General features: G+C 58.9%; 19 protein-coding genes and 1 pseudogene. 10 read left to right on the top strand and 10 right to left on the bottom strand.

All coding sequences use genetic code 11. From position 1 onward, the window contains the following. Positions 1-95: 95 nt before the first annotated feature. Both ABF824_RS10835 and ABF824_RS10830 read left to right on the top strand, forming a co-directional pair. Positions 96-293: pseudogene (locus tag ABF824_RS10835) on the top strand (pilus assembly protein TadG-related protein); the annotation flags it as partial. A 30-nt stretch (positions 294-323) separates the two neighbouring features. Next, positions 324-1,517, top strand: coding sequence for a vWA domain-containing protein (locus ABF824_RS10830; RefSeq protein WP_415488874.1), 1,194 nt, complete (start codon positions 324-326; stop codon positions 1,515-1,517). 8 nt (positions 1,518-1,525) lie between these two features. Here ABF824_RS10830 and ABF824_RS10825 read toward each other — a convergent pair whose 3' ends face one another. Beyond that, positions 1,526-1,999 carry a YaiI/YqxD family protein gene (locus ABF824_RS10825; RefSeq protein WP_415488872.1) on the bottom strand — a complete coding sequence of 158 codons (474 nt, stop codon included), beginning with the start codon at positions 1,997-1,999 and terminating at the stop codon, positions 1,526-1,528. 119 nt (positions 2,000-2,118) lie between these two features. On the opposite strand from ABF824_RS10825, the gene mutL reads away from it, so the two are divergent. Then, on the top strand, positions 2,119-3,960 hold the full coding sequence (gene mutL, locus ABF824_RS10820; RefSeq protein ID WP_415488870.1) for a DNA mismatch repair endonuclease MutL: 1,842 nt from the start codon (positions 2,119-2,121) through the stop codon (positions 3,958-3,960). 7 nt (positions 3,961-3,967) lie between these two features. Here mutL and ABF824_RS10815 read toward each other — a convergent pair whose 3' ends face one another. The 4 genes from ABF824_RS10815 to ABF824_RS10800 all read right to left on the bottom strand — a co-directional run bounded on the left by ABF824_RS10815 (position 3,968) and on the right by ABF824_RS10800 (position 7,095). Further along, positions 3,968-4,246 (bottom strand): hypothetical protein, encoded by a 279-nt coding sequence (locus ABF824_RS10815; protein WP_415488868.1) that lies wholly within the window; start codon positions 4,244-4,246, stop codon positions 3,968-3,970. 100 nt (positions 4,247-4,346) lie between these two features. Further along, on the bottom strand, positions 4,347-5,384 hold the full coding sequence (locus ABF824_RS10810; protein ID WP_415488866.1) for an alcohol dehydrogenase catalytic domain-containing protein: 1,038 nt from the start codon (positions 5,382-5,384) through the stop codon (positions 4,347-4,349). A 28-nt stretch (positions 5,385-5,412) separates the two neighbouring features. After that, positions 5,413-6,318: a polyphosphate kinase 2 family protein gene (locus tag ABF824_RS10805; RefSeq protein ID WP_415488864.1), complete on the bottom strand. Its 906-nt coding sequence runs from the start codon at positions 6,316-6,318 to the stop codon at positions 5,413-5,415. 21 nt (positions 6,319-6,339) lie between these two features. After that, a complete protein-coding gene (locus ABF824_RS10800; RefSeq protein ID WP_415488862.1) occupies positions 6,340-7,095 on the bottom strand; it encodes an SDR family NAD(P)-dependent oxidoreductase in 756 nt (251 codons plus the stop codon). An 86-nt stretch (positions 7,096-7,181) separates the two neighbouring features. Here ABF824_RS10800 and ABF824_RS10795 point away from each other — a divergent pair, with 86 nt between their 5' ends. Further along, a complete protein-coding gene (locus tag ABF824_RS10795) occupies positions 7,182-7,787 on the top strand; it encodes a YqgE/AlgH family protein (protein WP_415488860.1) in 606 nt (201 codons plus the stop codon). Here ABF824_RS10795 and ABF824_RS10790 read toward each other — a convergent pair. Further along, positions 7,784-8,689, bottom strand: coding sequence for a LysR family transcriptional regulator (locus tag ABF824_RS10790; RefSeq protein WP_415488858.1), 906 nt, complete (start codon positions 8,687-8,689; stop codon positions 7,784-7,786). The genes ABF824_RS10795 and ABF824_RS10790 overlap by 4 nt on opposite strands. 186 nt (positions 8,690-8,875) lie before the next feature. Between ABF824_RS10790 and ABF824_RS10785 the strand changes: the two genes are divergently transcribed. The 3 genes from ABF824_RS10785 to ABF824_RS10775 are packed head-to-tail and all read left to right on the top strand — an operon-like array spanning position 8,876 to position 12,964. Continuing rightward, the gene (locus tag ABF824_RS10785; protein ID WP_415488856.1) at positions 8,876-10,033 is read left to right on the top strand and encodes an iron-containing alcohol dehydrogenase; all 1,158 of its coding nucleotides are present in this window, start codon (positions 8,876-8,878) and stop codon (positions 10,031-10,033) included. Between the two features lie 33 nt (positions 10,034-10,066). Beyond that, on the top strand, positions 10,067-11,437 hold the full coding sequence (locus ABF824_RS10780) for an MFS transporter (protein ID WP_415488854.1): 1,371 nt from the start codon (positions 10,067-10,069) through the stop codon (positions 11,435-11,437). Positions 11,438-11,470: 33 nt separating this feature from the next. Beyond that, positions 11,471-12,964: a CoA-acylating methylmalonate-semialdehyde dehydrogenase gene (locus ABF824_RS10775; RefSeq protein ID WP_415488852.1), complete on the top strand. Its 1,494-nt coding sequence runs from the start codon at positions 11,471-11,473 to the stop codon at positions 12,962-12,964. Between the two features lie 47 nt (positions 12,965-13,011). Here ABF824_RS10775 and ABF824_RS10770 read toward each other — a convergent pair whose 3' ends face one another. From ABF824_RS10770 to ABF824_RS10755, 4 genes are all read right to left on the bottom strand, one after another. Next, positions 13,012-14,934, bottom strand: a complete 1,923-nt coding sequence (locus ABF824_RS10770; RefSeq protein WP_415488850.1) for an acyltransferase family protein — start codon at positions 14,932-14,934, stop codon at positions 13,012-13,014. 86 nt (positions 14,935-15,020) lie between these two features. Beyond that, on the bottom strand, positions 15,021-15,251 hold the full coding sequence (locus tag ABF824_RS10765) for a DUF6587 family protein (RefSeq protein WP_415488848.1): 231 nt from the start codon (positions 15,249-15,251) through the stop codon (positions 15,021-15,023). Beyond that, a complete protein-coding gene (gene feoB / locus ABF824_RS10760; protein WP_415488846.1) occupies positions 15,248-17,110 on the bottom strand; it encodes a ferrous iron transport protein B in 1,863 nt (620 codons plus the stop codon). The genes ABF824_RS10765 and feoB overlap by 4 nt, the downstream gene beginning before the upstream one ends. A gap of 3 nt (positions 17,111-17,113) precedes the next feature. Next, complete coding sequence (locus ABF824_RS10755) at positions 17,114-17,353, bottom strand: FeoA family protein (RefSeq protein ID WP_415488844.1); 240 nt, start codon at positions 17,351-17,353, stop codon at positions 17,114-17,116. A 136-nt stretch (positions 17,354-17,489) separates the two neighbouring features. Between ABF824_RS10755 and ABF824_RS10750 the strand changes: the two genes are divergently transcribed. From ABF824_RS10750 to ABF824_RS10740, 3 genes are all read left to right on the top strand, one after another. Further along, positions 17,490-18,410 carry an SMP-30/gluconolactonase/LRE family protein gene (locus ABF824_RS10750; protein WP_415488842.1) on the top strand — a complete coding sequence of 307 codons (921 nt, stop codon included), beginning with the start codon at positions 17,490-17,492 and terminating at the stop codon, positions 18,408-18,410. A 154-nt stretch (positions 18,411-18,564) separates the two neighbouring features. Then, positions 18,565-20,388 carry a translational GTPase TypA gene (gene typA, locus ABF824_RS10745; RefSeq protein ID WP_415488840.1) on the top strand — a complete coding sequence of 608 codons (1,824 nt, stop codon included), beginning with the start codon at positions 18,565-18,567 and terminating at the stop codon, positions 20,386-20,388. A gap of 207 nt (positions 20,389-20,595) precedes the next feature. After that, on the top strand, positions 20,596-21,390 hold the full coding sequence (locus ABF824_RS10740; protein WP_415488838.1) for a class I SAM-dependent methyltransferase: 795 nt from the start codon (positions 20,596-20,598) through the stop codon (positions 21,388-21,390). Positions 21,391-21,465 lie beyond the last annotated feature (75 nt).

Genomic DNA, 21,465 nt, shown 5'->3' with positions numbered 1-21,465 from the left:
TAATTGTCCTGTTTGTTAACCATATTTTTTTAAACTTTGGGATATTCTGTTGTCACGAAAAGTCTGAGTAAATACAAATATTTTTGGGTTATTGCGTGCGTTTTTTATGTAATCTTCTGGCTGTGCAACGGACGCACCTGAAGCGGTTGTATCATTCCAGAGATGGAGGGGTGACTCTGCTGGTGGCGGTTGCGGCCTGTGCGCTTATGGCTGGATTGGCTGTCACCGTTAATATCGGCACCACCATCGTCAACCGCAGCAAGCTACAGCAGATTGCGGATGCCGCGTCCTTGCAGGCGGCAAAAGCCGTCAATGACAGTCTGGTGGAAAATTCCGGTTCCGACGCTTCGGCAATTGCGCAAAGTACAGCCAATGCAACTGTGCAGGCCAATGCTGCTGTAAGCGGGATCAACCCTCTGCCGAATGTCACGGCAACCTATATTCCGACGACAGCTTATTCAGGGAGTGTGCAGGTCACACTTTCGCAAAAACAGAATTTTTTGATGTCCGGTTTCCTGCCCACCAGTTCCGGGAATGTTTCCGTCTCTTCGACCGCGTCAATGACAGAGGGGAACGCCTACATACAGGTTATTTTTCTGGTTGATATTTCAAATTCGATGGGGGTGGGAGGGACACCTGCCGCCATTACCGAGCTGGAAAATGGACCGGGACGTTGTGCTTTCGCCTGTCATGATCCCAAGGGTTATTACACGATCAGCAATGGCTGTATCCTGTCGTCAACAGGCAGTTATTCCGGGTGGGGAAAATGGCAGCCGCCGTGTGATATGCGTACGGTTGCGAAAGCAAATGGTATCAGTTTGAAAATTGATTATGTCAATCAGTCGCTCAATTCGTTTCTGACAGAATTGTCCGAATATTCGCAGGATAACAGGAATCATCTTTATGTTGGTATTGATACATTCGGGACCAATATTACTCAGGTTCTGAGCCCCACGACTGATATGACAACAGCTGAAAATACGGCAGCTTCGCTCGATATTGAAAATTCCACACCCTATGCGAATGCAAACAATAATCCGCAACGTGCCCCGTTTGACTACAGCCAGTATAACGGTGGTTATACGAAGACGAGCCTTGCTCTCCAGCAGGTGATTCAGCAACTGGACAATGTAGGGGATGGTTCCTCAGCCAGTAGCCGAAAGACATATGTCATCTTTATTTCCGATGGCGCAGAGGATGTGTATTCATCAAGAGCCACTTATAAAAGTGTAGTGGATGTCAGCTATGTTTCTTACTGCACGCAGTTGAAAAACCAGAACGTCAAACTCTTCTCGATCTGGGTTCCTTATTACCCCTTTCCAGGGAACCAGCTTTACGACGCGCTTTTCAGCAATCTGCCAACAACTGGATCAGGGAGCATGGAGGGAGCGATGGAGACGTGCGCTTCCGGCCCCGGATATTATCTGAGGGCGGATGATGGCCCGGCAATCCAGACTGCCTTTGCCTCAGCGCTGGGAACCATCATTCAGGACAGCGCCCTGCGCCTGTCCCATTGAATTAAGTCCTAGACTGAACGCAAGCTGGGCGGTCGGGGCTTGCGGAGGCGCACGATGAGAGTGTCGAGCGCAGAGAGAAATCGCGACCGATCCGCTTTGGTGAAGCCTGCGCTTCCCGATGTCTGCACACCGGCTGATCTGAGATCTGTCATCAGATTGCGCATGGCGAGGGCCATTCCAATCGAATTCTCGTCGAGCAGTTTGCCCTTTGCGTCCAGAACCTCCGCGCCGTTGGCGACACAGCGAGCGGCCAATGGAATGTCCGCTGTGATGACAACATCCTGTGGTCCTGCCTGTTCCGCGATCCAGTCATCCGCGCAGTCCGGACCCGCTTCCACCACGACGCGTTCGATTCCCGGTGCATCCGGAATCGCAATCATACGGTTTGACACGACCGAAACGGTAAGTCCGTATCTGGCTGCCACACGATAGACTTCCTCTTTTACAGGGCAGGCGTCAGCGTCGATATAAATCCGGGTCATGGAAATGTGGTGCCGCAACACGCGGGCGAGGTAAAGCGCAACATGCTGGAAAATGCCGTCAGCAAACATCGTGTGACCTGATTCCACCTGTCGCGGGAATGCTCTACACTAGGAGAAGCATGTCTGATCCTTCTCATTCTCCCCCGGTATTGCGCCGTCTGTCGGATGCCGTCATCAACCGTATTGCCGCTGGTGAGGTAATCGAACGTCCAGCGGCGGCGCTCAAGGAATTGGTCGAAAACGCGCTGGACGCCGGTGCCCGCAGGATTCGTGTGATCATCGTCAATGGCGGTGCTGACCGGATTGTTGTGACGGACGACGGGTTTGGCATGACGCCGGATGAACTGGCGCTTGCCGTGCAGCGGCATTGCACATCGAAGCTCACGGATGAGACGCTGGTGCGGATCGCCACCCTTGGTTTCCGGGGGGAGGCGTTGCCATCCATCGGTGCGGCCGCCCGTCTTACGATCACGTCACGCAGGGCCGACAGTGAATGCGCGTGGCGTATTCATGTGGCAGGCGGCGAGATTTCCGCGCCGGAACCCTGCGCGGGCGAGAAGGGCACGAGCATCGTGGTGGAGGACATGTTCTTCGCCACGCCAGCGCGCCGCAAGTTCCTCAAGAGCGCCCGTGTTGAAAGTTCTCATGCGGAAGCGACGGTGCGCCGTCTGGCTCTGACCTCGCCGGATGTTGCGTTCTACATGGAGACGGATGGCAAGCTGGTGTTCGACCGGCCTTCGGAGCCGCTGGAAGCCCGTGTCGCCGCTCTGTTGGGACTCGATGATGCCGATGGCCTGCTGAGACTGGACGGTGAGCGCGGCGACATGAAACTGACGGGTTTCGCATGTAGCCCTTCCGTGCATCGTCCTACGACGGCTGGCCAGTTCATGCTCGTCAACGGGCGCGCGGTTGTGGACCCGCTGCTGCGCACTTCGATCCGCGTTGCCTATCGTCGGGTGATCGAGGTCGGACGCCACCCGGTCGCGGTCATCAACCTGTCTCTGCCGTATGAGCAGGTCGATGTGAACGTCCATCCCGCCAAGACGGAACTGCGGTTTTCGGATGAAGCCGGAGTGCGGTCGCTGGTAATCGGGACGATCATGCGTGCGCTGGGTCTTGGGGCCGGGACTGCGGGCGTGAGGCCTTCCTTTGCGCCACCGCGTCCTGCAAGAATCGTCTATCCACCCGAACCCCCGCGATCATCGGGCTTTTCAGAGCCGCTGCTTTCGCTGGCTGCACAGCCGCAGGCGCGGACGTTCGCCACGCCTGCCACACCCGCTGCCGAACTTGTGCAGTTTCCACAGACCCAGCCAGAACCACATGGGTCTTTTGGAAATGGGGAGGTGGAAACACCCATCACCGATCATCCATTGGGTGCCGCCGTCGCGCAGGTGCTGGGAACTTATATTATTGCGGTGACGGCGGATGAAAACATGGTGCTGGTTGATCAGCACGCGGCCCATGAGCGGCTGACGCATGAGGCGCTGCGCGAGCAGTTCCTGACTGGCACTATTCAGGCGCAGCGGTTGCTGGTGCCGGATGTGGTGGACCTCCCGCGGGGGCAGGCGGAACTGCTGGTGTCGCGGGCGGAGGCGCTGTCGAAGCTGGGGATCGATATCGAGGCGTTCGGGCCGGGGGCTATTCTTGTACGTTCTTTGCCCGCGCTTCTGGGGAATGCCTCGGCCATAGATCTGCTGAAGGATCTCGCGGAAGAACTGGATGCCGACGAACTGGCGGCCATGGATGAGACGCCTACGCTCGATGGCCGTCTGGATGCCGTCATTGCCCGGATGGCGTGCCACGGCAGTATCCGTGCCGGGCGCTCACTGACCATTCCTGAAATGAACGCCCTGTTGCGCAGGATGGAAGAAACGCCCCGTGCAGGCACATGCTCGCATGGTCGGCCCACTTGGGTCCGGATGACGCGAAATGATCTGGAGCTTCTGTTCCGCCGCCGTTAAGCGGGTTTCAGAGTGTGGAGCACCAGCGACTTGGCAGCGTACGACGCACGGCGGCACGGGCCTGAAGGTCCAGTTCCAGCACGAATTTCAGCACAGTGGCTGAAAGACGGATCATGTCTTCCGTTGTCTGATCTTCTTCCGCGAGATTGCTGGCGCATTGCCGTGCCCATGCGATGATCACCGGATCGGTGGAGGCAAAGTGCGACACGGAGGTGCGGAGCGCGAGCAGTTCATCGGTTTTTGGCTGCCGGACGTCGCTGTCCGGATGATGGTCCTGAAATTCCATGGATCGGTTTTACCCTTGCGAAGAACGATTTTTCGTCACTCGGAGAGTCGCAGGGAAGGCTTAGGATTGGGTTAAATCGGGCGATATTCCCGACTCCGGTTCATTCCGGGATGAGGACCATTCGCCCCGGAAGACCGCCATGTCTTGTTTGGGACAGCGCCTCATCGAAAGCATCGAGCGGCAAGCGGGCAGCCACCGGTGAGCGCATCACGCCACGTCCGAGGAGATCGATGGCTTCGTATAGATCGTCCAGTGTCGCGCCGACTGATCCACGCACACTAACTTCCCGCACGATGAAGTCGATCGGATGGGCCTGAAAGTCATCTGTCGTATAGCCAAGCAGGATCATGCGTCCGCGTCGACGGAGCATGGCCATGCCGGCATTCAGGGCTTCCCGTGTTCCCAGTAGTTCGAACACCACATCCGCGCCTTCGCCTGTCAGGGCATGCACAGCTTCCGCCAGATCGGATGTGCGGGTGGCGTCGATAGTGTGTTCCACCCCAAGGGAATGAGCGAGTTTTTCCCGTTCTCCGCCACGTCCGATGGCGATTACCCGTGCGCCAACGTTGCGGGCATACTGGGCCAACACCAGCCCGACACCGCCCGCACCGTTGATGACCACCCAGTCACCGGGACGGATTTCGGCCATGCGTCCGGCATGCACCGCTGTTGAACCGGCACAGCCCATCGTAGCGGCTTCCGCCATATCCACGTGATCGGGCAGGGGCACGCAGTTACGCAAAGGAACCGTGATGTAGTCGGCATACCCGCCATCACTTGAGAAACCGGGCTGCGCTTTCGGATGCGGACAGAGTTGTTCATCCCCAACGCGGCAGTAACGGCAGTGCCCACATCCAATATAGTAATAAACGACGACTCTGAGGTTCATCCATGCTGACGGGCATCCATCGCCCAGCGCGTCGATCGTGCCGGCGATTTCATGTCCGACGGTGAAATCGCGGCGACCTAGGTCAAGCAGGCCATCGCGGATATGCAGGTCCGTGCGGCATACACCGCAGGCACGGATCTTTACCCGGACCTCTCCCGCCTTCGGCTCAGGGATTGCAACGGCCCTGAGCTGGAACGGCTTGTGAGGCGCCACAAGCTGGATGGCGCGCATGGTCGGCGTGGCGGACATGAGTGTCTCCGGAAAGGAAGTGCCGTCGTTACTCCTTGATGAGTTCATCTTTGTACTGATCAAGGCTTTTCATGAAGTTTTCATCCATTTTGGGTGGCTTCTGGTGCAGGCTGCCAAGCGCCTGAATGATGGTTTCAATCACGACCAGTCGGGCGAACCATTTATGGTTGGCGGGAACGATGAACCACGGCGCGTAATCGCGTGAGGTGTGTCCGATCGCTTCTTCATAAGCGAGCTGGTAGCTGTCCCAGTACTGGCGTTCCTGCACGTCCGACGTGGAGAATTTCCAGCGCTTGTCGCGGTCATCCAGGCGCGCGAGGAGACGTTCTTTCTGCTCTTCTTTCGAGATATGCAGGAAGAATTTCAGTACCACCGTCCCTTGACGCGATAGGTAACGCTCAAACTGCGTGATGTCCTCGAACCGTCCCTTCCAGAAAGCCGGTGTTCCGACTTCGCCGGGCAGATGTTCGTGATCGAGCAGTTGCGGATGGACGCGGGTTACGAGCACGTCTTCGTACTGGCTGCGGTTGAAGATGACGATGCGTCCGGCGGCAGGCGCCGAGATATGGATGCGCCAGAGGAAACCGTGATTGAGTTCCATCGGGCCCGGCTGCTTGAAGGACACCACGCCCACCCCGGCAGGGTTCACGCCGGACATGACATGCTTGATCGTGCCGTCCTTCCCTGCTGCGTCCATGCCCTGAAGCACGATCAGCATGGATGTCGTGCCATTGGCGTAGAGCAGTTCCTGCAGATGGGCGAGGCGCTTCTTGGCCAGTTTCAGGAGAGGCTTGCCTTCCTGTTTCTTCAGCCCGAGCCCGGCGTCATCGGCGGGATTCCAGTCCTTGAGCTGAAAGGGTTTTGAGCCGTCCACCCGAAAGCGGGTCGCCAGAACCGCGAGGTCGTCGACTGTCGTGGCGACCTTTTTTGTCATGTCCACAATCCGTTCCTTCCTTCAGTCCATCCCGCGCACGACGGCCAGACCGCCGGATGCCTGACAGACCGGCATCATCTCAATCCGGTTGATGTTGACGCGCCCGGGCATCGCCAGCACCCACGCGACGGTTTCAGCGATATCTTCCGGCAGAAGCGGCTTCGTGTCGCGGTATACATCGGCGGCCTTGGTGTCATCGCCCAGACGGACGTTGCTGAATTCGCTACCGCCGCACAGACCAGGTTCGATATTCGTCGCGCGCACATGCGTTCCCAGCAGATCCGTCCGCAGGTTGCGCATGAACTGGGAAACGAACGCCTTCGTCCCGCCATAGACGTTGCCACCCTTGTAGGGATAGGTGCCGGCCGTGCTGCCGATCGTCAGCACATGGCCGTGGTCACGCGCCACCATGCCGGGCAGCAGCGCCCGCGTGATTTCCACCACGCCCGAGATGTTCGTGGCGATCATGCGTTCCCAGTCATCGGCGCTGGCATCCTGAGACGGGCCGATTCCAAGCGCCAGCCCGGCGTTGTTCACCAGCACATCGACTTCCCGCCAGCCTTCGGGAAGTTCTTCCGGCAACGCCCGCAGCGAGTCCCTGTCCATCATGTCGAGCGGGTAGGGCATGAAGGCTTCACCGAGAGATTTCTGCATGTCTTCAAGGCGTTCCTGCCGTCGCCCCGTGCCGATCACACGATATCCCTCGTGGACCAGACGCTCGGCGATGGCCTTGCCGAATCCCGCGGTTGCGCCGGTTATGAGAACTGTGTCCGTCATGCTGTTTCCTCCCGAACTGTGGGGCGCCATTAGCCGTCCGCACTCCCCGTGTTGTCAAATCGGGCAGGGGGCACCATATCTGATGTATGCCATCATCTCTTTCGACAGACCTGCTTGCCCCCTCCGGAACCGAAGGATCGCTCGCGGGGCAGCTTCTGGTTGCAATGCCATCTCTCGCGGAGTCCGAGTTCGACCGCAGCGTGATCTATCTGTGCGCTCATTCCATGGAGGATGGGGCGATGGGACTGGTCATCAATCGCCGCCTGCCTCAGCCCGCGTTTGAAGACCTGCTGCTTCAGCTCGACATCGCTCCCACACCGCCGCGTCGACGGATCGGCCTGTGTGCAGGTGGCCCGGTGGAAGCAGGACGGGGGCTGGTCCTCCATTCCGCTGACTGGGACAGCGACGGCACGATGAGCGTGGACAACGCCATTTCGCTCAGCGCCAGTCTGGATGTGCTCAAGGATATTGCCGCTGGCGATGGGCCCCGTGACGCCTTGCTGGCGCTCGGTCATGCCGGGTGGGCCGCCGGACAACTGGAAGAGGAAATCGCCCGCCATTCCGCATGGCTGGTGGCCCCGGCTTCTAGGGACATCGTCTTTGGCGCGGACCATACCAACAAGTGGCGCAAGGCGCTGGCGGCCATCAACATTGATCCGTTGAAGCTAGCCTCTTTCAGTGGCACGGCCTAGACGGGCGGCATAAAGGCCGAGCGCGCCTCTGCTTTTTCCACGCTCCGTTTCAGCAGATTGCAGAGATGTAGAATGCGTGAAGTGCGCGCCTGATCCCTCCGTGTGACCAGCCAGTAGGTGCGGGAGAGACTCATCTCTCGCGGCAGTATGCGCACCAGTCCCGGCTCTGACTCAGCGACGAAGGCGGGCAGAACGCCAAGGCACAGGCCCGAGGCGACGGCGGCTTTCTGGGCCTGAATGCTGGAATTCTGGATGCGCACCGCCCGGCGCGGAATGCCCAGTTCACCGAGATAATCCAGTGCGGGGGAGAATAGCAGTTCCTCCACATAGCCCGCGAAGGCGTGTCCAGTGAGATCGTCCGGCGTGTGTATGGGGGAATGCGCTGCGAGATAGGCCGGACTGCCATAGACGAAGAGCCGGTAATCGGTGAGTTCTTCCGCGAGATAGCGCTCGCCGGTGGGAGGCGTCAGTGTGACGGCAAGATCCGCCTGTCGACGAGACAGAGAGACGATCTGCTGGATGGTGACCATCTCAACGGTCAGTTCGGGGTTGGCAGCCAGCAGCATTCCCATGCGCGACGCGAGGAAGAAATTGCCGAATCCTTCCAGTGCGCTGATTCGCACCGTGCCGGAAAAGCCTCCTTCAGTTCTGCCGGTGACTCGCCGCGCCTCGTGTTCCATGGCCTCCACAGTGGCCAGCAACTGTTCACCTTGCCGTGTGAGGGCGTAGCCACGGAGGTGTCGTTCGAACAGCGTCGCGTCCGTGGAGGCCTCCAGCGAACGGATGCGGCGCCCTACCGTGGCGTGATCCACCCCCATCGCACGCGCCGCCACGGACAGCGATCCGCCGCGGGCGACTGCGAGAAAATACTGTAGATCCCGCCAGTCCACAGAGTTTTTCATGGGAAGCAGCCTCTGCTGTCTGCGTTCATGTCTGTGCATATTTGCACATGGCATCAGGAAAAACTTCTTATTTTCGCACAAAGGCCAGTGCGCTAACGCCGATACATCAACAACGAAGAGAGGGAGGCCCGGACTCAAGTGTCCGGGCCATCCCTCCTTGAGCCGGAACCGCAAAGGGGATGCTCAATGACAACGCTTGTTCTCCCGAATTTTGTCCGTATCGGCGGCGGCGCGCTGAACGACCTGCCTGACGCGATCAGGCAGGCAGGACTGAAATCGCCGTTTCTCATTACCGACCCGTTCATGGCCAAGTCAGGCGCATTGGATCGGGTCCGTGAGCTCCTGCATGACGCTGGCATAGCGCTGCGGGCATTTACGGAAACCGTGCCGGACCCGACGGTCGCCTGCGTCAACGCGGCGCTGGAGCATCTGCGTGAAGGTCGGCATGATTGCGTCATCGGGTTCGGTGGCGGCAGTCCCATCGACACCGCCAAGATGGTCGCCATTCTGGCGGCCCACGACACCACGCCCGCCGCGCTGAAAGTGCCACATCTTCAGAACGAACCGGGGCTGCCGATCATCGCCATTCCCACGACCGCCGGCACCGGCTCCGAAGCGACGCGCGTGACCGTCATCACGGACGAAGAGACGGACGAGAAGATGCTGTGCATGGGCAGCGCCTATCAGCCGCGCATCGCCATCGTCGATTACGAACTGACGCTTTCCATGCCAAAGCGTCTGACGGCGGACACCGGCACGGATGCGCTCACACACGCGCTGGAAGCCTATGTGTCCCGCAAGGCCTGCCCGTTCACGGACGGGCTTGCGCTGACCGCCATGCACCGGATCTGGACGTGGCTGCCAACGGCCTGCAACGATCCCGCCAACCGCAAGGCGCGTGAGGCGGTCATGCAGGGGGCTTTCGAAGCGGGCATGGCGTTCTCGAATGCTTCCGTCGCGCTGGTGCATGGCATGAGCCGTCCGATCGGCGCGCATTTCCATGTGCCGCATGGCCTCTCAAACGCCATGCTGCTGCCGGAAATCACGGGCTGGTCAATCTCGGGCAGCCCGCATCGCTATGCGGCGGCGGCACGCGCGATGGGCATCGTGACGGATGCCGTGTCCGATACGATGGCGGGTGAGGCGCTCGTCGAGGCGCTGCGGGAACGGAATGCCGAGATTGGCGTTCCCAGCCCGCAGGCATTCGGGCTGGATTCCCGCCGTTGGGACAATCTGCTGCCCCTCATGGCGGATCAGGCGCTGGCTTCCGGATCGCCCGCCAACAATCCGCGCGTGCCAACAGCACCAGAAATCGTCGAACTCTACAGGCGCGTCTGGGCCTGACTTCAGGCTCGACCCTGTGCCGGAGGGCATGACATGACCACCTCTCCTCAAAGTCGCTCGATGCATGGCCTGGTTTTCGCATCCAGTGTCGGAACCGTCATCGAATGGTATGATTTCTTCCTCTATGGAAGTCTGGCGATCTTTTTCGCGAAGATGTTCTATCCTCCGCAGGATGGCGTCGCGGCCACACTCATCAGTGTGGCGACATTCGCTACCGGATTTGCTGTCCGGCCTCTTGGCAGCCTCGTCTTCGGTCATTTCGGTGACCGTTTCGGACGGAAGATCACTTTTCTGACGACCCTTCTCATCATGGGCTGTTCGACAGCCGCGATCGGGTTTCTGCCTTCCTATGCCACAGCCGGATATATCGCACCTGTCCTGCTGATTACGCTGCGCATCATTCAGGGACTTGCGCTCGGGGGCGAATATGGCGGTGCGGCGACGTATGTGGCCGAACATGCGCCGCCCCATGAACGGGGCAAATGGGCTAGCTACATTCAGGCCATGGCATCCGGCGGATTTATCCTGTCTCTGGCGATGGTGCTGGGGCTGCGTCTCGGTCTGGGTGAAGCTGCGTTCGAAAACTGGGGATGGCGTCTGCCATTTCTGGTTTCGATCATTCTGGTCGCAGTCTCGTTCCGCATCCGTCTGCGGCTGCATGAATCACCGGTTTTCGTGGAAATGCGTGAGAGCAAACAGCTTTCTTCGTCTCCTGTTCGTGACGCCTTTTCGATCCCCGGGAATGCGCGGCGTATCATCCTGTTCCTGTTCGGTGTCGCCTGCGCTCAGGCCGTGACGTTCTATACGGCGCAATTCTATGCGCTGTATTTTCTCGAAAGTGTGCTGAAGGTCGCCTTCCTTCCGGCGACGCTCGCTGTGGCGACAGGCGCTTTTCTCGGGCTGCCCTTCTTTGTGGTGTTTGGAACGCTTTCAGACAGGATCGGACGGAAAAAACTTTCCCTGACCGGAATGGGGGTGGCCGTTCTGGCCTACCTGCCGCTGTTCATGATCCTGCGTTCTGCGGTTCATCCAACCGGGATCGATTTCATTCCCGTGGCGCTGGTGGTGTTCACGCTCGTGTTCATCGCGGCCATGATTTACGGCCCCTATGGTGCGTTTATTGTCGAGAGCTTCCCGGCCAATGTCCGCTACACCTCCATTTCCATTCCTTATCATATCGGTAACGGGATTTTCGGAGGGTTCCTGCCGCTGATCAGTCTCAGCCTCGTGTCGCAGACGGGAAATGTCTTCGCGGGTCTGCTTTATCCGATCCTGGTCTGCGCCATCGGTTTCATCGTGACCCTGTGTTTCGTTCCGGAAACACTGCCACGCGGAAGGGGAGAGCAGCGGGAAGCGATTTCCCTGTCAGGCGCTACTGACCGGCCTGCGCAGTCTGTTCTCTAAAAATAACAAGAAAAAATGGAAAGACTTCAGGAAATGAATATTATCCCACATGTCATCGGCGGTGTTCATACCGAAGGACAGGGAGCGCGTCGTTCAGACGTGTTCAATCCGGCCACTGGTGAAGTTGCTTCGCAGGTTGTGCTGGGTGACAGGTCCGATCTTGAAGCGGCTGTGACGGCGGCAAAACAGGCATTCGTGAAATGGTCCGAAACACCGCCCCTGACGCGCGCGCGCGTCCTGTTCAAGGTGCGTGATCTGCTCGAAGCGCGACGCGATGAACTGGCTTCCGCGATCACCGCCGAGCATGGAAAGATTCATTCCGATGCGCTTGGAGAAGTGACACGTGGGCTGGAAGTTGTGGAATTTGCAACGGCAGCCCCGGAAATCCTCAAGGGTGAGTTCACCGAGCAGGTCAGTCGCGGGATTGATGCCTATACGATGCGTCAACCATTGGGCATTGCGGCAGGTATTACGCCTTTCAATTTTCCAGTGATGGTGCCGTTGTGGATGGCACCGATGGCGATTGCGACAGGAAACTGTTTCATTCTCAAGCCTTCGGAACGTGACCCGTCCGCGTCCGTGCTGCTGGCTGACATTTTCAAGGAAGCGGGTCTGCCTGACGGAGTTTTTCAGGTCGTTCAGGGTGATAAGGATATGGTGAACGCCATTCTTGAACATCCCGGCATTCAGGCCGTGAGTTTTGTCGGCTCCACGCCCATTGCCAAACATGTTTATGCAATCGGGACAGCGCACGGAAAGCGGGTGCAGGCGTTGGGAGGCGCGAAAAACCATGCCATCGTCATGCCAGATTGCGATTTGGAAAAAACTGTCGATGCACTGGTGGGGGCTGCCTATGGTTCGGCCGGTGAACGGTGTATGGCCATCTCGGTGGCGGTTGCTGTCGGCGATGTTGCGGATTCTCTTGTCGACGCTCTGTCTGAACGTGCACGAAATCTGAAGATTGGTGCAGGAACAGATAACAGCAATGATATGGGACCGCTGGTGACGGCGCAGCATCTCGCACGGGTCAGTGGTCTGGTTGATCAGGGGGTTGAACAGGGTGCGACCTTGGTGGCTGATGGTCGCGGGTTTGTATTGTCCGGCCATGAAAAAGGATTCTTCATTGGCGGCACGCTGTTCGACAATGTGACAACCGATATGGCGATCTATCAGGAAGAGATTTTCGGGCCTGTCTTGTGCGTGGTCCGGGTGCCGGATTTTGCGAGCGCCCTCAAACTGATCAACGATAATCCTTACGGTAATGGCACAGCGATTTTCACGCGTGATGGTGATACGGCCCGCGCTTTCACGCACGGTGTTAAGGCAGGAATGGTGGGGGTGAACGTGCCGATCCCGGTGCCGATGGCCTTTCATTCCTTTGGTGGCTGGAAGGATTCACTGTTCGGCGATCACCACATGCATGGACCGGAAGGCGTGCGGTTCTTCACGCGCCTGAAAGCCGTCACCACACGCTGGCCGGAAGGAATCCGGTCTGGTGCCGAGTTCGTCATGCCAACGCATGGCTGATTTTATCCGTTCCTGCATGAGCCTTAGTTCATGCAGGAACGGCAAGTTTATTGTGTCAGAAGCCTGTCCAGTTCCGGCAGAGGACCGCGCGTAAAGTCGGGACGGAGATGCTTGTCGTCAGCGAATTTCGGTGTTCCATCTTCCATGAGGGGAAAGCAGGTTTTGGCTGAACCACAGATACTGTCGGTCAGATCGAGTGGAACGGCCTGCACATCAAGGGCAATCTCGGTGAGAAAAGCGGTGAGACTGGCGTTGTCCGCCCGTACGGACTGAACGGGAATCCCTGCGTGTAAAAATGCATTGTCAATCGTCAGTTTCATGAAATGTCTCTGAACCATCTGCGCTGGATCAAAATGGGAACTGATTGGTGTAGGCAGGATGAATACGAGCCTGCGCGTGCTGTTGGCGGATAACGCTTTCAGTCTTTTTTCCGCTGTAGCTTTTTTGTCTGGCCACAGGGCCGGATCAAGGCCAAAAACGCGCTGCCAGTAAGCTCCCATGATAATCGTCTGGACGGAATGGCTGTCCAGAACATGATCCTGCACGGCAGGCATGGCGTCGCAATATGTGAAGTTTTTCGCATACTGCTCGACGGGCAGAGGGGCGCAGTTCGGTCCTGATATGAAAATCACTGTATGTTTCAGCAGTCCCTGAGCGAACAGGGCATCCACGTGCGGTGCCCATTGAAAGAGCAGACTGTCCCCTGTGAAAAGAATGGGATCACCAATAGCGGGACCGATCATGGCAATGGTTATGTCCTGCTCGTGTTCGACATGCATGTGCTGTGTGATCGGGAAAATGCCGTCCTGTTCAGCAAGATTTATCTTGGCGAGATTTATCCCCGCATCATTGGCGTTCTGGCGTGCGATGACGTCTGGATGCGACCAGAGTACCAACCCAAGAATGGCGGTCAGCAAGAGGCCGGCTAACTGGGTAACGATCGTGGGTCGAGCTGGTGTTTTCCACCGTAGCGGCGTTTCGATGAACCGATAGGTCAGCGCGGCGAGCACGATGGATAGAGCAATGATCGCGTAACCCGTACTCCGATGAACATGGCTGACTCCATGGACGATGTGTTCATAGGCGATCAGCGGCCAGTGCCAGAGGTAAAGGGGGTAACTGATCAGGCCCAGCAATCGTAGCGGGGTGAAAGACAGGATGCGCCGCGCAATCCATGTTTTCGGCCCGGCCGCGATCAGCAGGCTCGTGCCCACGGCTGGAAGGAATGCGGTGGGTGTTGGGAAAAACCAGTCCGGAGTGAGTTCGAACGCGGCGATGAAAAGACAGGCCAAACCGATCAGGCTGCAAAGATTCCGTCCACCACCATGCAACCGACCGAGTGCATCAGCACTGGCGATAAGCATCGCACCCAGCATGAATTCCCAGATGCGGGTCAGCGGCCAGTAAAAGTCGGTTTCAGGTGAGTGAAAAGTGCAGAACAGGCCAAAAGCGAACGACGCGCCAAATGTGACGCTCACCAGTTTGGGCAGCGCGAGCGACACGCGTTGCGCCATGACAAGGAGGACGGGCCAGATGAGATAGAACTGTTCCTCCACGCCCAGAGACCACAGATGCAGCAGTGGCTTCAGACTGGCTGAACGATCGAAATAGCCCTGCGCCTGCCATGAAAAGAAGTTGGACAGAAAGGTCGCGCCCGCGAAGCAGTCGAGTCCGAGGGCGCTCAGTTCCTTGGGGAGAAGGATGAAGCTGCCAGCCAGAACGGTTGCCAGCAGCACGCAGAGAAGCGACGGAGCAAGGCGACGGAGGCGACGCGCATAAAAGGAGGCGAAGCTGAGCCTGCGGCGGGTGAACTGCCCTGTGATCAGAAAACCGGAAATGACGAAGAACACGTCCACGCCGGCAAACCCACCGGGAAGCCACCGAGGAAACACATGGTAGAGCACGACGGCCACAACGGCGAACGCCCGCAGTCCGTCGATATCGTTACGGTATGTTGCAGAAGCGGCCATTTGGCCGGCTTGTATGGTGCGTCAGACGTGTTTGCAAGTTACACGCCGGTGATGGGCTTCTGCATTCCGAACCCAGAAGGGAGGCGTCAGTGGCAACCGCCGTTCTTGTCGCAGCCTTTGCAGCCACCGCATCCACCCCGCCCTGTCGCCTTGGCACGGCCAGCCACCGCTTCTTTCATCGGCGCAGGCGCGTGGAGCAGTGTCAGGGCAGCGCCCAGCCCACTCCAGAGTTGGCGCGTGACGGACGGCGCGAGGCGACCGAGCCAGTAGAGCGCACAGGCGAGTACGAGCAGTCCAACGATGATAGCTTCAATCATGACGGCCCCCATCCCAGAGCCAGCGCAATTCGCCATGTGAGGAACGAGGCGAGATAGGCCAGCCCGAACAGATACCCCGCAGTCTGAAAGACGACTTTCCAGCCACCTGTCTCGCGTCGGATGACGGCGAGCGTCGAGAAGCACTGTGGGGCATAGACATACCATGCCAGCAGTGACAGGCCCGTCGCAAGACTCCATTGACTGGACAGAAGTGGGATGAGCTGGGCCGCGGCGTCCGTTTCCGAACCTCCGACCGCATAGACGGTCGCCAAGGCGCTCACGGCCACTTCACGTGCCGCAAGTCCCGGAATAAGCGCGACGCAGATCTGCCACGTAAAGCCGATGGGCGCGAACAGCGGTAGCATCAGGTGGCCTATCCGTCCGGCAAGGCTGTAATCTATAGCCGGGGCCGTGGCGCCGACAGGCGGGGTAGGGAAGCTGGAAAGCGCCCACATCAGGACACTCAGCGTGACGATGATGGTGCCGACGCGTGACAGGAAGATCGTCGCCCGCTGCCACAGACCGAGCGCCAGATTGCGCACACTAGGGAGGCGGTAGGCTGGAAGCTCCATCAGCAGAGGATGTTCCGCTCCGCGATCACCGCGCTTGAGCACCCATGCCACGACGAGAGCGCTGAGGATGGCGACGATATAGAGGCCAAACAGCACCAAGCCCTGCTGGCTGAAGATACCACCGATCGTGCGCTTGGGAATGAAAGCGGAAATCAGCAGGGCATAGACAGGCAGACGCGCTGAACAGGTCATGAGCGGCGCGAGCAGGATGGTGACCAGTCGGTCACGGGGATTCTGGATGGTGCGGGTGGCCATGATGCCGGGCACGGCGCAGGCGAAGCTGGAAAGCAGCGGAATGAAGGAACGTCCGGACAGACCGGCGACGGCCATGATGCGATCGAGCAGGAAGGCGGCTCGTGGGAGGTAGCCGGATTCCTCCAGAACCAGAATCCAGAAAAACAGGATCAGAATCTGGGGCAGGAAGACAATCACCGTGCCGGCGCCCGCGATGATGCCATCCACCAGAAGGCTGCGGATGAGATCGTCCGGCAACAGCGAACGGACCAGTTCTCCGAACGCCGTCATGCCGTCTTCAAGCCCGTCCATCAGCGGCTGCGCCCAGGAAAACACCGTCTGGAACATTACGAACATCAGAACCGTAAGCAGCACTGGTCCCCACACAGGATGCAGCACCCAGCGGTCCAGCCGGTCTTCCATCGCTTCTGAAGCAACGGCAGGTCGGGTGACGCATTCATCCAGCAGACGCCGGACCGTTGCGTGGACATCTTCCCCTTCCAATGCGCGTGGAGTCGGTGGAACGAGTGGGGGAGCGTCAAGCAGGGCAAGAAGATCGGCGCAGCCGTTCCGCCGCACCGCGACTGCCCCGACGACTGGTGTGCCCAGTTCGGCCGCCAGCCGCGGAATGTCGATTTTCAGTCCGGCTTTTTCCGCTGCATCCAGCATGTTCAGCACGATAATGGTCGGCCGATTGAGGTGGCAGACTTCCAGCGCAAACCGGAGATGGAGGCGCAGGTTGGTCGCATCCAGCACGCAGATCAGCAGTTCGGGCGCAGCTTCGCCCTTGTAACGGCCAGCGCAAACATCACGTGTCACGGCCTCGTCCGGGCTGGTGGCGTCGAGGCTGTAGGCGCCGGGCAGATCAAGCAGGCGGACAGGCCGTCCCGCTGGGGTGATCAGTCGGCCTTCCTTGCGTTCCACCGTGACGCCTGCATAATTGGCAACCTTCTGATTGCTCCCTGTCAGCTGGTTGAACAGAGAGGTCTTGCCGCAGTTGGGGTTGCCAACGAGGGCCGCGCGAAGGGGAAGAGTTTCGACTACAGCATCCATCGGTCACGCACGGGGTTGCAGCAGGACGCGCGAAGCTTCGCTACGACGCAGGGCAAAGCGTGTGAACCCGACCTTGACTGCCATAGGATCGCCACCGATCGGGCCTATGGCAACCACACGAACGGGCTCACCCGGAACAAAGCCCAGTTCACCCAGCCGATGGGCCACAATGTCATTCGGCTGGCGGTATTCCACATGGTCGATGATGGCATCCATCCCGGCCGCAAGTTCGTCCAGGCGCATGGGCGGACCCTGTTATCTGGTGAGTTATTGCGAATGACAACTATTTCCTATTTCGCGCGTTGTCTACGGCAACCATATCTCAGCCATGTCGCAACTCTTGGTGTGCATGCCCGTTGTGGGCGCGGAGGCACAATTTATGGTTGATCACATTAAGGCCGGTCGCCCTTTCCCCGGTTCGAATGGACGGGTGGACGAGGTTGTGAGCGTCTGGCCATTGCAGGCGCAACTCGGAGAGGGACCGGTCTGGAGTGAAGCGGAGCGGTCCTTTTATTTTGTCGATATTCTGCGTTACGCGCTCTGCCGTTACCGCCCCGAAGACGGTGATGCCCGTATCTGGCACGTGCCGAAGCGTCCGACATTCCTGATTCCCACGCACGATGGTGATCTGTTCTGCGGCATGGAGGACGGCCTCTATCTTTTCGATCAGACCGATGAAGAGCTGCGGCCCATCATGCCGGTGGAAAAGGAACAGGCGCGCACTCGCATCAACGATGGCCATATCGACCAGAAAGGGCGCCTCTGGTTCGGAACGATGGATGATGAGGAAGAATTGCCTCTGGGATCGCTCTACAGTCTTGAAGACAGTCTTGCCCTGCGTCAGCATCATGGCGGCTACACGATCAGCAACGGTCCTGTCATGTCGCAGGATGGCCGCACGCTTTATCATTGCGAGTCGGCTCAGGGGATCATCTACGCCTTCAATGTGCTGATGGATGGAACGCTGGGAGAGCGCCGACTGTTCGCCCGTATCGATGACGGCGCGCCCGACGGCTTGGCAATGGATAGCGCAGGCACGCTGTGGGTCGGCGTATGGGGCGGATATCGTCTGGAGCGTTTTCGCCCGGATGGCTCGCGGCTGGAGCCTGTTCACATTCCTGCGGCCAACGTCACCAAGGCGGCCTTCGGCGGCGATGATCTGCGGACGCTTTTCGTGACCACGGCCCGCAAGGGACTTTCCGATGAAGAGCTGGAGAAAGAGCCGTTGAACGGCGCGGTCTTCTGTCTCAGGGTGGAAGTGCCGGGTCTGCCGCAGGGCCTGATGATGCTGCCCGAATAGGGGGTATCCCGCGTTATCGGGGCTGTCCGTAGAAAAAGTTTCGCGTGCAATCCGCGTCGCCTCCCTCTATGGACAGCCGCAACAGGAGTCCGCTGCATGCCCCCGGCTGTCAGTGGCGGACTTTCATGCAGAAAAGAGTCAGGCCCGCCTTACGATGGATATTCGCAACATCGCCATTATCGCACACGTCGATCATGGCAAGACCACTCTTGTTGACGAACTGCTCAAGCAGTCCGGCTCGTTCCATGAGCATCAGCAGGTTGCTGAGCGCGCCATGGACAGCAACGACCTTGAGCGCGAGCGTGGCATCACCATTCTCGCCAAGTGCACGTCCGTCGTCTGGAAAGACACGCGCATCAACATCATCGACACCCCGGGCCATGCCGACTTCGGTGGCGAGGTCGAGCGTATCCTGAGCATGGTGGACGGCGCGATCGTGCTGGTCGACGCTGCCGAAGGCGCGCTGCCGCAGACCAAGTTCGTGGTCGGCAAGGCGCTGGCCCGTGGCCTGAAGCCGATCGTCGTCGTGAACAAGGTTGACCGTGGCGACGCCCGTCCGGATGAAGTCCACAACGAGATCTTCGATCTGTTCGCTTCGCTCGGCGCGAATGACGAGCAGCTCGACTTCCCGATGCTCTATGCTTCCGGCCGACAGGGCTGGGCGGACACGGAACTGGACGGACCCCGCAAGGATCTGTCCCCGATGTTCGATCTCGTGCTGCGTCACGTCCCGGCTCCGAATCTGGACAAAGACAAGCCGTTCGCGATGGTTGCGACCATCCTCGAGTCCGACAACTTCCTTGGCCGTGTGCTGACAGGTCGCGTCGAGCAGGGTCGTGCGAAGGTCAACATGCCTGTCCGCGTGCTGCGTGAAGACGGAAGCGTTGTCGAGACAGGCCGTCTGACCAAGCTGCTATCTTTCCGTGGCCTCGACCGCGTGCCTGTGGATGAGGTCGAAGCCGGTGACATCGTCGCCGTCGCCGGTCTGTCCGAGGCCACCATTCCTGAGACAATCGCCGCTCCGGAAGTGACCGAAGCCCTGAAGGCTATTCCGGTCGATCCGCCGACCCTGTCCATGACGTTCCGCATCAACGACGGCCCGCTGGGTGGTCGCGAGGGCAAGAAGGTCACGTCGCGCCAGATCCGTGACCGTCTGTTCAAGGAAACGGAAAGCAACATCGCCATCCGCGTGACGGAAAGCCCCGAGAGCGAAGCGTTCGAGGTTGCCGGTCGTGGTGAACTTCAGCTTGGCGTGCTCATCGAGACGATGCGTCGCGAAGGCTTCGAGCTGACCATCGGTCGTCCCCGCGTGCTGTTCCGCACCAACGAAGAGACCGGCGAGCGTGAGGAGCCTTACGAAGAGGTTCTGATCGACGTGGACGAGCCTTACTCGGGAGTCGTGGTCGAGAAGATGTCGCTCCGTAAGGGCCAGATGCAGGACATGCGTCCGTCCGGTGGTGACAAGGTGCGTCTGACCTTCCTGATCCCGTCACGTGGCCTGATCGGCTATCACGGCGAGTTCCTGACCGACACGCGTGGCACGGGCATCATGAACCGTCTGTTCGCAGGCTATCAGCCTTATGCAGGCACGATCGAAGGTCGTCGCAACGGCTCGCTGATCTCCTCGGAAGATGGCGTCACGACGCAGTATTCGCTGTTCTCGCTGCAGGATCGCGGCACGCTGTTCGTCAATGCCGGCGAGAAGGTCTATGTCGGCATGATCATCGGCGAGCATTCCCGTGAGAATGATCTCGAAGTGAACGCCGTCCGTGAAAAGAAGCTGACCAACATCCGTGCCGCCGGCAAGGACGAGGCCCTGCTTCTGGTTCCGCCGCGCAAGATGAGCCTCGAGCAGGCGATTGCCTACATCGAGGACGACGAACTGGTGGAAGTCACGCCGTCCGCCGTGCGTCTGCGCAAGCGCTACCTTGATCCGCACGAGCGCAAGAAGAACGAGCGTTCCAAGAAGAACGACTGATTGCGTTCAGGGCAGTTTGGGAAACCGAACTGCCCTTTTTTCTTTGATGAATAAAATAACCAGATGGCCCGGAACCGAGGATCATCTGTGCGTTGTCTTCCAGATATTCCAGTCAGTTTTCCCGACTATTCATGTGTTGCGGAAAATCGACTGACGTTCTGGTGCGGAACAAGCTAGTGTTCTGTCATCACGAGAGGGAGACGAACGGTGTTCAAGTGCAGACTGCTCGCTACATTATTTGTTGGCATGGCCATAAGTGCCGGGTCGGTTACGCCATCTCTGGCGCAGACGCAGGGGCATAGAAGCACGCGCGCGCAATCGCTCGTCATTGCCGCTGCCATCAGTGACCGGGATCGCCCCGAGGAAGACCGGGCAGCCGACAAAGCGCGCCGCCCCGCTGAACTGATTGCTTTCGCCGGACTGACGCGCGGCATGAAGGTGGCGGACATCATGCCCGGTCACGGGTATTTCACCCGGCTGTTCAGTAATGTGGTGGGGACAAAAGGGCATGTCTGGGCTGTCGTTCCCCCCCCGCTGCTGGCGCGGCATCCGCAGGCGGCTGATGCCGTGCAGGCTATCGCAGCAAATCCCGCTTTCCAGAACGTGTCCGTCCTTCAGCAGCCTCTGTCCTCACTGAATGTTCCTGAACAGCTTGATATGGTCTGGACCTCCCAGAACTATCATGATGTCTACTATGGCGAGGGCGCGGATGCGGCCTTCAGTTTCGATAAGGCTGTTTTTGCCAGTCTGCGTGTGGGAGGCACCTTTATCGTTATTGACCACGTAGCCAATGCGGGAGCGTCGGGCGATCTTGCCAAGTTGCATCGCATTGATCCGGCCATCATCAAGCAGCAGGTCGTTGCGGCCGGGTTCCAGTTCGAGAGCGAGAGCAAGGTTCTGGCAAACTCTGCTGACACTCATGAACTGGCTGTTTTTGATCCGGCCGTTCGTGGACGCACGGATCAAGTGGTTCTGAAGTTCAGAAAACCCGTAAGAAAGTAAGGGCTTTTCTGTTGCAGGGAATGTTTTTAGGCATTTCCTGCGAAGAAGAGGATGTATCGGTATTTTATTTTTATG

Source organism: Acetobacter sp., from assembly GCF_047721705.1.
GTDB lineage: Bacteria > Pseudomonadota > Alphaproteobacteria > Acetobacterales > Acetobacteraceae > Acetobacter.
This window is presented reverse-complemented; position numbering and strand designations above follow the sequence as displayed.

What these genes read in the sequence shown, in the direction of transcription:
- ABF824_RS10805 (WP_415488864.1), bottom strand. Translation starts at nt 6,318, where the DNA reads ATGACAAAAAAGGTCGCCACGACAGTCGACGACCTCGCGGTTCTGGCG.
- ABF824_RS10770 (WP_415488850.1), bottom strand. Translation starts at nt 14,934, where the DNA reads ATGGCCGCTTCTGCAACATACCGTAACGATATCGACGGACTGCGGGCG.
- ABF824_RS10800 (WP_415488862.1), bottom strand. Translation starts at nt 7,095, where the DNA reads ATGACGGACACAGTTCTCATAACCGGCGCAACCGCGGGATTCGGCAAG.
- ABF824_RS10795 (WP_415488860.1), top strand. Translation starts at nt 7,182, where the DNA reads ATGCCATCATCTCTTTCGACAGACCTGCTTGCCCCCTCCGGAACCGAA.
- ABF824_RS10750 (WP_415488842.1), top strand. Translation starts at nt 17,490, where the DNA reads ATGGTTGATCACATTAAGGCCGGTCGCCCTTTCCCCGGTTCGAATGGA.
- typA (WP_415488840.1), top strand. Translation starts at nt 18,565, where the DNA reads ATGGATATTCGCAACATCGCCATTATCGCACACGTCGATCATGGCAAG.
- ABF824_RS10785 (WP_415488856.1), top strand. Translation starts at nt 8,876, where the DNA reads ATGACAACGCTTGTTCTCCCGAATTTTGTCCGTATCGGCGGCGGCGCG.
- ABF824_RS10815 (WP_415488868.1), bottom strand. Translation starts at nt 4,246, where the DNA reads ATGGAATTTCAGGACCATCATCCGGACAGCGACGTCCGGCAGCCAAAA.
- feoB (WP_415488846.1), bottom strand. Translation starts at nt 17,110, where the DNA reads ATGGATGCTGTAGTCGAAACTCTTCCCCTTCGCGCGGCCCTCGTTGGC.
- ABF824_RS10825 (WP_415488872.1), bottom strand. Translation starts at nt 1,999, where the DNA reads ATGACCCGGATTTATATCGACGCTGACGCCTGCCCTGTAAAAGAGGAA.
- ABF824_RS10780 (WP_415488854.1), top strand. Translation starts at nt 10,067, where the DNA reads ATGACCACCTCTCCTCAAAGTCGCTCGATGCATGGCCTGGTTTTCGCA.
- ABF824_RS10790 (WP_415488858.1), bottom strand. Translation starts at nt 8,689, where the DNA reads ATGAAAAACTCTGTGGACTGGCGGGATCTACAGTATTTTCTCGCAGTC.
- ABF824_RS10765 (WP_415488848.1), bottom strand. Translation starts at nt 15,251, where the DNA reads ATGATTGAAGCTATCATCGTTGGACTGCTCGTACTCGCCTGTGCGCTC.
- ABF824_RS10810 (WP_415488866.1), bottom strand. Translation starts at nt 5,384, where the DNA reads ATGTCCGCCACGCCGACCATGCGCGCCATCCAGCTTGTGGCGCCTCAC.
- mutL (WP_415488870.1), top strand. Translation starts at nt 2,119, where the DNA reads ATGTCTGATCCTTCTCATTCTCCCCCGGTATTGCGCCGTCTGTCGGAT.
- ABF824_RS10775 (WP_415488852.1), top strand. Translation starts at nt 11,471, where the DNA reads ATGAATATTATCCCACATGTCATCGGCGGTGTTCATACCGAAGGACAG.
- ABF824_RS10755 (WP_415488844.1), bottom strand. Translation starts at nt 17,353, where the DNA reads ATGCGCCTGGACGAACTTGCGGCCGGGATGGATGCCATCATCGACCAT.